The sequence below is a fragment of the Brevundimonas sp. genome (genome assembly GCF_032107865.1).
GTDB lineage: Bacteria > Pseudomonadota > Alphaproteobacteria > Caulobacterales > Caulobacteraceae > Brevundimonas.
This window is the reverse complement of record NZ_DAMCNG010000059.1, coordinates 1-13,793: the sequence shown is the minus strand read 5'-3', so window position 1 is coordinate 13,793 and position 13,793 is coordinate 1. Positions and strand designations below refer to the sequence as shown.

At 67.8% G+C, this 13,793-nt stretch carries 14 protein-coding genes and 1 pseudogene; 10 read left to right on the top strand and 5 right to left on the bottom strand.

The features are described from left to right. From RT567_RS07250 to mnmA, 5 genes are all read left to right on the top strand, one after another. Window positions 1–300 (top strand): flagellar hook-length control protein FliK (locus RT567_RS07250; protein ID WP_313575385.1); only part of this gene is annotated, 300 nt, incomplete at its 5' end. 3 nt (window positions 301–303) lie between these two features. Then, on the top strand, window positions 304–1,044 hold the full coding sequence (locus RT567_RS07245) for a flagellar hook capping FlgD N-terminal domain-containing protein (RefSeq protein ID WP_313575383.1): 741 nt from the start codon (window positions 304–306) through the stop codon (window positions 1,042–1,044). A gap of 12 nt (window positions 1,045–1,056) precedes the next feature. Beyond that, window positions 1,057–2,490, top strand: a complete 1,434-nt coding sequence (gene flgE, locus RT567_RS07240) for a flagellar hook protein FlgE (RefSeq protein ID WP_313575381.1) — start codon at window positions 1,057–1,059, stop codon at window positions 2,488–2,490. 186 nt (window positions 2,491–2,676) lie between these two features. Beyond that, a complete protein-coding gene (locus RT567_RS07235; protein ID WP_087139603.1) occupies window positions 2,677–2,961 on the top strand; it encodes a DUF1153 domain-containing protein in 285 nt (94 codons plus the stop codon). A 112-nt stretch (window positions 2,962–3,073) separates the two neighbouring features. Continuing rightward, entirely contained in the window at window positions 3,074–4,306 is a 1,233-nt protein-coding gene (gene mnmA / locus RT567_RS07230; protein ID WP_409516156.1) for a tRNA 2-thiouridine(34) synthase MnmA, read from the top strand. Between the two features lie 38 nt (window positions 4,307–4,344). Here the strand turns inward: mnmA and RT567_RS07225 are convergent, their stop codons facing one another. Both RT567_RS07225 and RT567_RS07220 read right to left on the bottom strand, forming a co-directional pair. After that, window positions 4,345–4,677 (bottom strand): VOC family protein, encoded by a 333-nt coding sequence (locus tag RT567_RS07225; protein WP_313575379.1) that lies wholly within the window; start codon window positions 4,675–4,677, stop codon window positions 4,345–4,347. 64 nt (window positions 4,678–4,741) lie between these two features. Further along, window positions 4,742–5,437 carry a YafY family protein gene (locus tag RT567_RS07220; RefSeq protein ID WP_313575378.1) on the bottom strand — a complete coding sequence of 232 codons (696 nt, stop codon included), beginning with the start codon at window positions 5,435–5,437 and terminating at the stop codon, window positions 4,742–4,744. A 167-nt stretch (window positions 5,438–5,604) separates the two neighbouring features. On the opposite strand from RT567_RS07220, the gene RT567_RS07215 reads away from it, so the two are divergent. Further along, complete coding sequence (locus tag RT567_RS07215) at window positions 5,605–7,539, top strand: S9 family peptidase (RefSeq protein ID WP_313575376.1); 1,935 nt, start codon at window positions 5,605–5,607, stop codon at window positions 7,537–7,539. Window positions 7,540–7,548: 9 nt separating this feature from the next. On the opposite strand, the gene RT567_RS07210 is transcribed toward RT567_RS07215, so the two are convergent. Continuing rightward, a complete protein-coding gene (locus RT567_RS07210) occupies window positions 7,549–9,378 on the bottom strand; it encodes a diguanylate cyclase (RefSeq protein ID WP_313575374.1) in 1,830 nt (609 codons plus the stop codon). 52 nt (window positions 9,379–9,430) lie between these two features. Beyond that, complete coding sequence (locus RT567_RS07205; protein WP_200167686.1) at window positions 9,431–9,925, bottom strand: winged helix-turn-helix transcriptional regulator; 495 nt, start codon at window positions 9,923–9,925, stop codon at window positions 9,431–9,433. A gap of 164 nt (window positions 9,926–10,089) precedes the next feature. On the opposite strand from RT567_RS07205, the gene RT567_RS07200 reads away from it, so the two are divergent. The 4 genes from RT567_RS07200 to RT567_RS07185 all read left to right on the top strand — a co-directional run bounded on the left by RT567_RS07200 (window position 10,090) and on the right by RT567_RS07185 (window position 13,319). Further along, the gene (locus tag RT567_RS07200; protein WP_313575372.1) at window positions 10,090–10,926 is read left to right on the top strand and encodes a thioesterase family protein; all 837 of its coding nucleotides are present in this window, start codon (window positions 10,090–10,092) and stop codon (window positions 10,924–10,926) included. Window positions 10,927–10,998: 72 nt separating this feature from the next. Next, complete coding sequence (locus RT567_RS07195) at window positions 10,999–12,189, top strand: acetyl-CoA C-acyltransferase (protein WP_313575371.1); 1,191 nt, start codon at window positions 10,999–11,001, stop codon at window positions 12,187–12,189. A 50-nt stretch (window positions 12,190–12,239) separates the two neighbouring features. After that, window positions 12,240–12,752: a serine protease inhibitor ecotin gene (gene eco, locus RT567_RS07190; RefSeq protein WP_313575369.1), complete on the top strand. Its 513-nt coding sequence runs from the start codon at window positions 12,240–12,242 to the stop codon at window positions 12,750–12,752. 231 nt (window positions 12,753–12,983) lie between these two features. Continuing rightward, window positions 12,984–13,319, top strand: coding sequence for a VOC family protein (locus RT567_RS07185; RefSeq protein WP_313575367.1), 336 nt, complete (start codon window positions 12,984–12,986; stop codon window positions 13,317–13,319). Window positions 13,320–13,323: 4 nt separating this feature from the next. Here RT567_RS07185 and RT567_RS07180 read toward each other — a convergent pair. Further along, window positions 13,324–13,793: pseudogene (locus tag RT567_RS07180) on the bottom strand (hypothetical protein); the annotation flags it as partial.

Genomic DNA, 13,793 nt, shown 5'->3' with positions numbered 1-13,793 from the left:
CAGGTCACGGCCCGTATGGCCTTCGACAACCCGGCGGCGGCGGCCGACCTGCGCGCACGCGCCGACGAACTGCGGCGTCAGCTTCTGGACGCGGGCCTGCAACTGTCGCGCGATGACCTGGAGTTCGCCGAACGCGATCCTTCGTCCGGCTTCGGCGGCGGCGCCTTCGAGCGCCAGCCTGACCGCCGCGCCTTCTCCGGCGCCGTTCGCCTGGCCGCCGAGGCCGATTCCGTCGTTCCGTCGCCCAGCGCCTGGACATCCCTTTCCCTGACGCCTGACCGCGTCGATCTGAAGGTCTGATCGATGGTTGACGCCGTCTCCACCAACAACGCCGCAGGCCGGGTGAACACCGGAGGTCAGATGCTGGCCTCCAACTTCCAGACCTTCCTGTCGCTGCTGACCACGCAGCTGAAGAACCAGGATCCGCTGTCGCCGGTGGATTCCAACGAGTTCACCGCCCAGCTGACCCAGATGGCGGGCGTCGAGCAGCAACTTCTGACCAACGACCTGCTGACCGGCCTGCTCAAGGCCCAGCAAGGCGACGGCCTGACCGGCGCGGCGCAGTATATCGGCAAGGACGCCACCGCCGTCTGGGCCGCCACCCGCTTCGAGGACGGCGAGGCCAACTGGAGCTATGAACTCGCGGCCGACGCCACCGACGCCACGCTTCAGGTGCTGGACGCCTCGGGCAAGGTGGTCTGGAGCGGCCCGGCCCCCGACAAGACCAACGGCATGCACGACTTCAAGTGGGACGGTAAGACCACCGGAGGCGGCCAGGTCGATGACGGCGGCGTCTACACGCTGAAGGTCGTCGCCAAGGACGGCGCGGGCAAGGCCGTCGACAGCCAGGTGCTGATCCGCGGCCGTGTCACCGGCGTCGAGATGTACGACAACACCCCCTTCGTCATCATCGGCAAGTCGATCATGCCGGTGTCCAGCCTGATCGCGCTGGAAGAACAGAAGGCCGCCGCCAAACCCGAGGACGACGCCGGCGCGGCCAGCGCCCTCGCCTCGAAACTCAACCCTTTCAATCTTCTCTCGTAAGGAATTCCAGCCATGAGCATTAACGGCGCCATGATGGCCGGCGTGTCCGGTCTGACCGCCAACGCCGCGGCCCTTTCGACGATCTCGCAGAACATCGCCAACGTGAACACCGTCGGCTACAAGCGCGCGTCGACCGAATTCTCCACCGTCGTCAACGCCCAGACGGCCGGCGCAAGCTACTCCGCCGGCGGCGTCCAGGCCGCCGCCCGCCACTTCATCAGCCAGGCGGGCCAGCTTCAGCGCACCACGTCGGGCACCGATCTGGCCATCGCGGGCCAGGGCTTCTTCGTCGTCACCGAGAAGTCCGAGAACCTGACCCTGTCGGACGCGCGGCTGTTCACCCGCGCCGGGGCGTTCAAGATCGACGACCTGGGCTATCTGCAGAACACCTCGGGCCTGTATCTTCAGGGCTGGCCGGTCGACGCCGACGGCGTGGTCAACAGCGACCCCTCGGACATGAGCCGCCTGCGCACCATCAACGTCGGCTCGGTCGGCGGCGCGGCCGAACCGACCACCCGCGTCGGCCTGAACGCCAACCTGAAATCCAGCCAGCCGGTCAATGAGGCCGCCCAGACCCCGCCCCCGACCGGCGTCACGGCCTACGACCCGGCCACCCACTCCATGTCGATGTACGCCAACGACCCGGCGACGGGCGTGAAGCCCGACTTCGAGATCACCATTCCGGTGTCGGACTCCAAGGGCGGCCAACGGAACATCACCGTCTCCTTCCTGAAGAGCAGCGTCGCCAACGAATGGCACGCCGAAATCCGCGCTCCAGAAGGCACGGTGACCAACACGGACGGCTTACTGAAGTCCGGCCGCATCGCCTTCACCCAGGACGGGCGTCTGGACGTGGCCAAGATGCAGGGCTGGACCGCGGGCACCGGCCTGTTCGACGACCCCACCAACGCTAGCCTGTCGCTGGGTTCGTCCGACGGGGCGACGCCGGGCGCCGACGGCGCCTGGGATCCGTCGCTGGGCATCGCGGCTCAAACCATCGCCTTCGACCTGAACGCCTCGGCGGGCGGCCTGACGCAGTACGACAGCACCTCCATCGTCCAGGCCACCTATACGAACGGCACCGCCTTCGGGAACCTGACCGAGGTGAAGATCGACGAGGCGGGCTTCGTCACCGCCATCTTCGACAACGGCGTGATGCGCAAGATCGCCCAGGTCGCCCTGGCTACCTTCCCCAGCGCCGACAGCCTGAGCGAAGTGTCCGGCAACGCCTTCCGCGTCAGCCAGAGCTCCGGCACCTTCAACCTGAAAGCCCCCGGCACGGGCGGCGCGGGCCTGCTGGGCGCGCAACAGCTGGAAGCCTCGACCGTCGACCTGTCGACCGAGTTCACCGGCCTGATCACCACCCAGCGCGCCTATTCGGCCTCGTCCAAGATCATCACCACCGCCGACGAGATGCTGGCGGAGTTGATCAACATCAAGCGCTGATCGGCCAACGGGAATCCATGAGCAAGGTCTCGTTAGACTCGATGAATCCTTCCTTTAACCGGCGCAGAACGCGCCGGCCCGGCGGGATGCGTCTTAGCCATTCCTTCACCACGACGCTTAAACGCCCCTTAGCGGGCGGGGCCCTAGCCTGTGCGTCTATGGTGGTGGTGAGAGAGGCTTAAGCCCATGCTGCAAGAGCGACGCCTTAACAGTAACGGCGAACAGTACGTGGTCGGCCCGACGGGCACGCCCCTGACCCTGCGGGATCTTCCCCCGTCGGACACGAACCGCTGGGTCATCCGCCGCAAGGCAGAGGTCGTGGCGGCCGTGCGCGGCGGTCTGATCAGCCTTGAGGACGCCCTGGCCAAATACCGTCTGACGGCCGAGGAATTCCTGGCCTGGCAGAAGGCCATCGACAAATGGGGCATGCAGGGCCTGCGCACTACGCGCATCCAGAGCTACCGCGACTAGGCCTTTCGCCTAGACGCATGATCATGGGCCGCTCCTGAACGGGGGCGGTCTTTTTCATTGGAGCGCGCCTTGTTTCGGGCCAGGCCTCGAAATCGCGCGCCTTAAGGCCTAAATGGCGGCGATGACCATGGACGCCTTCACCGACGACATCCTCTGCCCCGTTCCCGACATCGCCCCCATGTCGCAAGTCGACCTGGACGCCGCGATCGAGAGCGTGCGACAGGCCGTCGGCCTGCCGCAGGGCGCGCGCGTGGTCGCCGCCATGTCGGGCGGGGTGGATTCCACCGTCGTCGCGGCCCTGCTGCACAAGGCGGGCTATGACGTGGTCGGCGTGACGCTCCAACTCTACGACCACGGCGAGGCGCTGAAGAAGAAGGGCGCCTGCTGCGCGGGTCAGGACATTCACGACGCCCGTCTGGCCGCCGATCTGATCGGCATTCCGCACTACGTCCTCGACTATGAAAACCGCTTCAAGGACGCGGTGATCGACCAGTTCGCGGACTCCTATCTGAAAGGCCAGACGCCGGTCCCCTGCATCCGCTGCAATCAGACGGTGAAGTTCCGCGACCTTCTGGATGTCGCGCGCGATCTGGGCGCCGAGGCGATGGCCACCGGCCACTACGTCCGCCGCGCCACGCACGGCAACCGCTCGCAGATGCGCAAGGCGGTCGATCACTCGCGCGACCAGTCCTATTTCCTGTTCGCCACGACGCAGGATCAGCTGGACTATCTGCGCTTCCCGCTGGCCGATCTGGAAAAACCGCAGGTGCGGGGCGTGGCCGCATCGCTGGGCCTGCGCATCGCCGCCAAGCCGGACAGCCAGGACATCTGTTTCGTGCCGACCGGCGACTATCGCACCCTGATCGACCGTCTGCGGCCGCAGGGGCGCGAAGCGGGCGAGATCGTCCACATGGACGGCCGGGTGCTGGGCCGCCATTCGGGCATCACCGACTACACCATCGGCCAACGCCGGGGGCTGAACGTCGCCGTGGGCGAGCCCCTGTTCGTGGTCAAACTGGACCCCGACAACCGCCGCGTCATCGTCGGCCCGCGCGAAGCCCTGCTGACCGCGCGGCTGACGCTGGAGGAAACCAACTGGCTGGGCGATCAGGCCACGATCGAAGAGGCCGCCCGCGACGGCGCCCCAGTGCTGGCCCGCGTCCGCTCGACCCGCCAGCCCTCCCCCGCCCGCCTCGCTTTTATTGATGGCGCCGTGCAGGTCGTCTTCGATCAGGGCGAGGAAGGCGTCGCTCCCGGTCAAGCCTGCGTCCTCTATGATCCGGCCGACGACGAGCGCGTGATGGGCGGCGGCTTCATCCAGTCGACAGAGGCGGTCGCCGTCTAAGATCCACCGTCACCCTTGGCTTGTTCCGAGGGTGACGATTAGGCCGCATAGACCCGCAGACAGTTGCCGTCCGGGTCGCGCGCCACGAAACCGTGACCGCAGTCCATGTCGCTGGGCGGCAGGACGATCCGCGCGCCCCGGTCCCACCAGTCGATGTGCAGTTGGTCCACCACGGCGGGCGCGGCCATGCGGACGTCCACCTGCGCCCCGCCCCGCCCGCGCCACAGGCTGAGCGTTCGCCCCGGCGCCAGCAGGAAGACCGCATGGTCCGGCCCCGCATCCACAGGACGACGGCCCAGCAACCCGGCGTAGAAGCGCGCGCTCGCGCCCGGATCGGCTACGTTCAGCAGAATGTCGTCGCTCATAGTCATGGCCCCTCCGCCTGTCTGAACAGAAGGAGAACCTAGCCGCCCCTGCCGCCAATTTCTGTCAGCATCATCGCGGCGGCCCCTGATGGTCGCAGGCCTCGTGCCATCGCTTCAGCAGCACTGCCTTGCGCGTGGGATAGCGGGCCTCCAGCACCTCGACCTCGACAATGCGGTCGGTGCGGAAACTGCGGAAATCGCCACGCAGCTCGCACCAGCCGATCAGCAGCCGCACTCGGTCGAAGAAGGCCAGGGCGAAGGGCCAGACCACCCGCTCCGACGCCGTCCCCGCTTCGTCGCGATAGTTCAGCCTCAACTTGCGCTCGATGCGGATCGCCTTGCGCAAATGGGCCGGATCGACTGCATCGGCGGGGATCGGCGCGCCCGGCCCGATGAACAGGGCCGAGGCCTCCATCTCGTCGCGCAGATCCGGCGGCAGCACCGCCGCGATCCGCGCCTGTGCGCTCAAGGCCGCATCCCGCAATCGCGCATCCGCCCGCTCGGCCACCCAGCGCGAGCCCAGCGCCAGGGCCTCGATCTCCTCCGGCGTGAACATCAGCGGCGGCAGCAGATAGCCGGGCTTCAGCACATAGCCCACGCCCGGTTCGCTCTCGATCGTCGCCCCCTGCGCCTGCAGGCTGGCGATATCGCGATAGAGGGTGCGCAGGGAAACGCCCGTCTCGGCCGCCAGCGCGCGTCCGCTGACCGGCCGACGATGCCGCCGCAGGGTGTTCAGCAGATCAAGCAGGCGTTCGGAGCGGGACACGCCACAAGCTTAGCAGACTTGCTGCCAAAAAACGGCAGCATGGAAAGGCCCCTCGCATCATAGCCAGCCACGCGGCATAACGGCGCTCACTTAATTTTTCGACAGACCGCATCCGTACGCGCATGGTACGGCCTCTATCGACCATCACGCTCCTCATGAGGCTCCGAATGCGCTCCTTCGCCTGCATGGTTTCCGTCCTGGCGCTTGCCGCCGCCCTCCCCGCCGTCGCCATCGCCGCTGAACCCGCCGCCCCGACGCAGGCTGCGACAGCCGCCGCGACGCTCTATACGGCCGCCCAGTTCTTCGAGACGACCAGCTTCTCGATGGCCAATCCGGACGGTCTGGCCTTTTCCGAGGGGCGCAGCCACGTCCTGATTTCGTCGGACAAGACGGGGGTGTTCAACGCTTACGCCCTGCCGATCGCGGGCGGCGATCCCGTGCCGCTGACCGCTTCCACGACCAACGCCACCTTCGCCCAGAGCTACTTCCCCGACGGTCGCCGTGTCCTGGTGGCGGCGGATGGCGGCGGCGACGAACTGACCCACATCTATGTGCGCGAGACGGATGGGACGCTGCGCGACCTGACGCCGGGCGACAAGCTGAAGGCGGGCTTCGTCGGCTTCAGCGACGATGGTCAGACCTTCTGGCTGACTAGCAACGAACGCGACGCCGAGGTCTTCGACCTCTACGCCTATGACGCCGCTACCTATGAGCGGAAGCTGGTGTTCCAGAACCCCGGCATGGACGTCGCAGCCGTCTCGGGCGACGGCCGTCTGGTCGCCCTGACCAAGTCCCACACCAGCGCCAACTCCGACGTCTATCTGGCCGACCTGCAGGCGGGCGGCGAGCCCTATCTGATCACCCCGCACACGGGCGACGTCGCCTATGAGGTCAGCGGCTTCGGCCCCTTCAACGCCACCCTGATCTACACCAGCAATCAGGACGGCGAGTTCGCCCAAGCCTACGCCTATGACATCGCCAACAAGGCTCACAACCGCACCACCCAGGCCGACTGGGACGTCATGTATGTCTCGTTCTCGCCCAACGGCCGCTACCGCGTCACGGCGGTCAACGCCGACGCCTCGACCGAACTGACCATCGAGGACTCTCAGACCCGCGCGCCCATCCGGCTGACCGGCCTGCCGCAGGGCGACATCACCGGCGTCCGCTTCGATCCCGGCGCCGATCTGGCGGCCTTCACCGTGGTGTCCGACACCTCGCCCACCGATGTCTTCGTCGCCGACCTGACGACCGGACAGGCCCGTCGCCTGACCCACGCCCTGAACCCGGCCATCAAGGAGAGCGATCTGGTCGAGGCGACCATCGTCCGCTATCCGGGCGAAGGCGGGGTGATGGTTCCGGCGGTCCTGTACCGGCCCAAGGGCGCCTCGGCGGCCAACCCGGCCCCGGCGGTCGTCCTGGTCCACGGCGGGCCGGGCGGCCAGACGCGGCGTGGCTACTCCGCCATGGTCCAGCACCTGGTCAATCACGGCTATGCGGTGCTGGGCGCCAACAACCGGGGCTCGTCCGGCTACGGCAAGACCTTCTTCCACATGGACGACAAGAAGCACGGCGAGGCCGACCTGCGCGACATCGTCGCCGGCGGCGACTGGCTGCGGGCCCAGGACTGGGTGGCCGACGATCAGGTCGCGGTCATGGGCGGCTCATATGGCGGCTACATCACCGCTGCGGCCCTGGCCTTCCATCCCGACAAGTTCGAGGCCGGCATCGATATCTTCGGCGTGACCAACTGGGTGCGGACCCTGCAGTCCATCCCCGCCTGGTGGGGCGCCCAGCGCGTGGCCCTGTTCGACGAGATGGGCGACCCGGCGGTCGACGCTGAGCGCCATCGCGCCATCTCGCCCCTGTTCCATGCCGACAAGATCCGCCGCCCCCTGCTGGTGGTGCAGGGCGCCAACGACCCGCGCGTGCTGCAGGTCGAGAGCGACGAACTGGTCGAGAAGGTCCGCGCCAACAATGTGCCGGTCGAATACGTCGTCTTCCCCGACGAAGGTCACGGCTTCCAGCGCCGCGCCAACCGCATCACCGCTCAGGAGGCCTACCTGGCCTTCCTGAACCGCTATGTGCGCAAGGCGGACTGAGGTCGTTCGTCAGGCTGTCCCTTCGACGTGAAGGACCACCCGGTTCCGGCCTTCCCGCTTGGCGCGGTACAGCGCCGCGTCCGCCGCCTGCACCAGGGCGTCGCCATCCCGGTCCATGGTCTTGGACCATTCGGCGACGCCGAAGGACATGGTGCTGCTGCCCAGCGGCTGTTTGCCCAGTCGAAGGGCGATGCCGGCGATGGCCTGACGAACCGTATCGACCCGTTGCGACAGGGCCTCGGCCGTGGTGCCCGGCGCGATGATGATGAACTCTTCCCCGCCGTAGCGGCAGACGATGTCCCCGTCGCGGAAGCGATGGCCCAGTTCGGCGGCGACGGCCTGCAGCACCACGTCGCCCGCGTCGTGGCCGAACTCGTCGTTGAAGCGCTTGAAATGGTCCACGTCGCACATGACCACACACAGGGGCGCGCCCGAACGGGCGGCGCGCGCCACCTCCAGCGCCAGCGCCTCCTCCATGTAGCGACGGTTGAACAGGCCGGTCAGCGGGTCACGGATCGTCTGCTCCTTCAGATCACGCTGCAGCTTCTGATTGACCATGGCCGAGGCGATGTTCTCGGCCAGGACGTTGAGGCGGAACTGCGTCTCGGCCTCGACCAACCCGTCCAGGTGCAGGACGCCGATCACCTCGCCTGACGCCAGCAGCGGCTCGCAGTGATAGGGCGCGGCCATATGGTCCACATGGCCGCAGACGACGTCTGCGCCCGGCTCGGACACGAAATGGCTCTGCCCCCGTCGCAGGGCCCAGCACTGGTCCGGCGCAAAGCCGTCCTGCTCGCTCTCATGCCCGCCCCAGCCCGACAGCGGGACCAACAGATTGCGCGAGTTGTTGTAGGCGTAGAGCGCCCCCGGCAGGCCCGGCAGCACGCGCGGCACGAAGGCGTGGATGACCTGGGCCAGCTCGTCATCCGTCCGGGCCGCTTGCATCCGATGCGCCATCCCGCCCAGAAGTTCGATGACCTCGCCCCGCTCCCGCAAGGTCTGGGCGCTGGCCAGCAACTCGTCGTGAACGCGCTTCAGTTCGCGCTCGCTGCGCCCCTGGTCGGTCGCCGCCGTCGCCAGACGATCGGCCATGTCGTTATAGCCGCGCGCCAGTCGATTGAACTCGCGCGAACCCATGCGGCCGTCGATCCTCTGGTTCAGGTCGCCTGCGCCCAGGCCTGTCATGGCGCGGGTGATGACACGCACCGGCTGGCGAATGCCCCGAATGACCATGAAGGACACCGACAGGGAGAAGAAGGCGATCAGCGGCCCGCCGATCAGGGCCAGGCCTCGCACCCGTGCCAGCCGCTGCTCGGCCGCTTCGACGCGGCGCGCCTGCAACACCCTCTCCTCGTCCAACAGCGCTCGCGCCGCCAGCACGAAGGCGCTCATGGAATCGAATCCGCGCCCTTCGACGATGTACGCTTCAGCCTTGGCGAAATCCCCGCTCCGCGCCAGGGTCAAAGGCTGCCGCAACAGTTCGATACGGCCTGAAAGCTGCGCGCCCAGAGCCTGCACCCGCTCCTGTTGAGACGGGTTGTCCCGCGTCAGTTCCACCAACTCGCCGAACGCCCGCAAGGAGTCCGAAACCCGCGCGTCAAAGGACTGGGCGTAAGCCGGGTTCCGCGTCAGCACATAGGCGCGCTGGCCCGACTCCGCGTCGCGCAGGCCGGCCACGGTCTCTTCCATCGCCTGGATGACCTTGGCGGAGTGCGTCACCCAGCGGAAGCTCTCGCGAGTCTGCCGCGAGGCGTCGGCCAGGGCGGCCACAAGAACCAGTAAAGCGATCACCACCAGGGCGCTGACAGCGGCGATCCTGGATGTCAGGGACTGAAACATGCCCCATCGTTAACCTTCGACGGTTGACGGAGGTTGAATCGATCAGAGGGTTTTACGCAGCTTCGTCCTTGGCCGGCATGACCTCGCCGACCGTCGGGCGGTTCTCGGTGAAGACCACCTCCACCTCTCGCGGGCGCACCATCTCATTGCAGCAGCCGCAGGCGATGCGGGGCTTCAGATCGTGCCCGCAGGTCTTGTGGCGCAGGACGATGCCCGACGGTTCATCGCCATAGACATGCTTCTCGCCCCAGGCGTGCAGGGTGACGAGGACGCCGTACAGATCCTTGCCCTTGGCCGTCAGCACATATTCGTTGCGCGGCGGCCGCTGGGAATAGGGACGCGGCTCCAGCACCCCGTGATGCACCAGGGACTTCAGGCGTGCGGCCAGGACGTTGCGCGCGACGCCCAGCCGCTCCTGCCATTGCTCGAAGCGGCTGACGCCGTTGAAGGCGTCGCGGATGACCAGCATGGTCCACGGATCGCCGATCACCTCGAGGGTGGCGGCGACCGAGCAGCTCTGGCGCGAATAGTCGGCGGTGCGTCCCATCAGCAGAAAGTGACCTCGCGTCAGGCTTTTGACAAGGGTTGCCAATCGCGACGGAGTAAGTCAGTTTCTATTTGCAACGGACATGGCCGCTCCCCGGCCGTTTCCTTCCCTCGACTCGGAGGCGGCGCCGTCGCAGGTTCCGCCTCCGCTTTTCGATGTGAGTCATGACCGAACCAGACCTGATCCACGCCGCCTTCCGCCTGACGCCCGAAGATGACGGCGTCCTGGCCGCCCATCTGTCGGGCGAGTTTTCCAACGGCCCGATCAGCGCCCCGCCCGAGGCGGGCTTCCCCTTCGGCGGCCTGCTGGCGGCTCTGTGCGCCGGGGCCATGCGCCAGGGCCTGGACATCGAAGCGCCGCTGCGCAGTCTGACGGTCCAGTATCTGGCCGCCGCCCGCTACGGTCAGTCCCTGCACTTCCGGCCCCGGATGCTGCGCGGCGGCCGCAACGTCGCCTATGCCGTGGTCGAAGGCGGCCAAGGCTCGAAGCTGACCCATCACGCCAGCGCCACCTACGGCGCCGACGGCGCGACGCCCACGCCGCTGACGCCCCTGCTGGCCCCGCCGCCGTCACTGGACAGCCTGAAGGACGCGCCGGGCATCAGCGGTCCGATGGCCCCGCGCTTCTCGCAGCACGTCGACTATCGCTTCGAGAACGGCCCCAACATCCTGGGCGGCAACGAAGGCAAACCCGTCGTCGAACGGGTGTGGATGCGGGTGAAGGACGGCGCGCCCCTGGACGAATTGCGGATGTGCTACCTGCTGGACGCCCTCTATCCGCCCGCCTGGACGGCCTTCAAGGCGCCGCCGATGATGACCACGGTGGACCTGCGCTGCGACTTCCTGGCCGACCCGACGCCGGACAGCGCGCCCGACGGCTGGGTCTTCTTCGAATACCGCCTGCTGGACCACGGCCTGGGCTGGTCGGTGGACGAGGCGATCGCCTGGGGCGCAGATGGCCGCCCGCTCGCCCTGGCCCGCCAGCGCCGCAAGCTGCTGTGAGGCGCCGCTTGCCAGTGGGCCTTCGCCTCCCCTAATCCCCCTCGAAACGATTCAATCACGGAAACGCCTCCCATGACCGCCGCATCCGATCCCGTCGTCATCGTCTCCTTCGCCCGTACGCCCATGGGCGGCTTCCAGGGCGCGCTGTCGCCGGTCAAGGCCACAGATCTGGGCGCCGCCGCTGTCAAGGCCGCCGTCGAACGCGCGGGCGTCGCGCCTGAAAAGGTCGAGCAGATCTTCATGGGCTGCGTCCTGCCCGCCGGTCTGGGCCAGGCCCCGGCGCGTCAGGCCGCCATCGGCGCAGGCCTGGGCAAGCATGTCGAGGCGACGACGGTGAACAAGATGTGCGGCTCGGGCCTGCAATCGGCCATGATGGCGCACGACGCCCTGCTGGCGGGCACGGCCGAGGTCATCGTCGCGGGCGGCATGGAGTCGATGACCGGCGCCCCCTATCTGATGAACAAGCACCGCGGCGGCGCCCGCATCGGCCACGACGTCATCGTCGACTCCATGATGATGGACGGCCTTGAAGACGCCTATTCCCCCGGCAAGGCCATGGGCGTCTTCGCCGAAGATTCCGCCGCCCAGTATCAGTTCACCCGCGAGGCGATGGACGAATACGCCATTGAAAGCCTGACCCGCGCCAAGAACGCCATCGCCTCGGGCGCCTTCAAGGCCGAGATCGTCCCGGTCGAGGTCGCCACCCGCAAGGGCCCGGTCACGGTCAGCGAGGACGAACAGCCCGGCAAGGCCGACCCCGCCAAGATCCCGACGCTGAAGCCCGCCTTCGTCAAGGACGGCGCCGTCACCGCCGCCAACTCCAGCTCCATCTCCGACGGCGCGGCCGCCATGGTCATGACGCGCGAAAGCACGGCCAAGGCCCTGGGCCTGCCGATCGTGGCTCGCGTGGTCAGCCACGCCGCTCACGCCCATGAGCCGGCCCTGTTCACCACCGCCCCGGTCCCGGCCATGCAGAAGGCGCTGAAGAAGGCCGGCTGGTCGGTCGAGGACGTCGATCTGTGGGAGGTCAACGAGGCCTTCGCCGTGGTCGCCATGATCGCGCAGCAGGAACTGGGCATCGACCGCGCCAGGCTGAACGTCAACGGCGGCGCCACGGCCCTGGGCCACCCTATCGGCGCGTCTGGCGCACGCATCCTGTCCACCCTGCTGGCGGCGCTTCAAGCGCGCGGCGGCAAGAAGGGCGTGGCCTCGCTGTGCATCGGCGGCGGCGAAGCCGTGGCTATGGCGGTGGAACTGGTCTGAGCCTGCGGCGTTGTCGGCGGCCTAGCTTACTGACTGTGGAGACCTCCCCCTTGAAACTCCCCGCCCTGCTCGCCGCCGGCGTCGCCGCCCTCAGCCTGACCGCCTGCGCCACCGCCCAGGCCGAAGGCGCCATGACCCAGGAGAACGCCGTGACCAGCCAGGCCGGTTCCGCTGACCTCAAGGCCTTCCCGGCCGCGACGGCGGGCCAAACCCGCCACGTCATCAACCTGCCCGCCCAGTCGGATGAGGATGCGCTGAAGGTCGAACTGATCCTCGGCAAGACCCAGACCGTCGACTGCAACCGTCAGTTCTTCGGCGGCCAGTTGGAAACCCGCACGGCCGAGGGCTGGGGCTATGACTATTACGTCCTGCCCGCCCTGGGGAATGCGGCCAGCACCCTGATGGGCTGCCCGCCCGGTTCGGAGCGCGAGGCCTTCGTGACGACGCAGGAGCAGCCGCTGATCCGCTACAACTCGCGCCTGCCGGTGGTGATCTACACCCCGTCGGACGTCGAGGTGCGCTATCGCGTGTGGCGCGCGGGCGAGACCCAGACGGCGCGCTGATCGCCGCCGTTCTTTGAAATCAGACGCGGACGTCGGTCGGATTCGGTCGGCGCCCGTTCTGTATCAGGCCCGCGTCGTCCATCCGCATCCCGCTGCATCAGCGAGGCCAGTGAGGCGCATCCGGCGCTCAGGACGATCATGGGTCGACTCCTGCATCTGCGAACCATTTGCAGGTTTGCGCAGAGTCGGTCTTCGTGCAAGCGTCCGCCTCCATTTCTCTGGAGACTCGTCATGCGCGAAGACGGCAAGCTGGATTATCTCGAACTGCCCGCGACCGACCTGACGGCGCACAAGGCCTTCTACGCCCAGGCGTTCGGCTGGAGCTTCCAGGACTACGGCCCGGCCTATGCGGCCTTCAGCGAGGGCCTGGACGGCGGCTTCACCCCCGACGCCATGACGCCCAAGCCCCTGCCCATCCTCTACGCCCACGATCTGGAGGCCATGCAGGCCAAGGTCGAGGCGGCGGGCGGCGCGATCACCCACGCCATCTTCGCCTTCCCCGGCGGGCGACGCTTCCACTTCCGCGACCCATCCGGCAACGAACTGGCGGTCTGGTCCGAAAACTAGGGCCCTACTTCGGATCGACGGTCTGGGCGATGCGCTCGGCCTCGTCGCGGTCGGCGCCGTCCTGGGCCATCACCCAGACGTGGATTTCGGCGGGTTCAGTCGCGCGCTGGAACAGGTGCTCCATGGCGATGCGGCGCTGGCCTTCAGTCGTCACCACCGAAACGCGACCGCCGACCGTCACATGGTCCCCGTCGTAGATGGGAAACTGCGACGTCGGCCCGGCGTAGATCATCAGATAGGTCTTGCCCGCCTTGCGCGCCGAATAGACGTGAGCCCCGGGGGCCGCGCGGCCCTCGACCAACTGGAAGCCTGGCGGCAGGTCGACGCTGAACGGCAAGGCCGCCCGCTGCGCCCCGCTCAAGCCTTGCGGATTCGGCGCGGCCGGCGCCGGCGGCGGCGGCGGAGCGGGCAGAACCGCCTGAGGCCGAGGAGTACCGAGCGGCGCCTGACCTGCGATCTTCGGCGGTTGCGGAC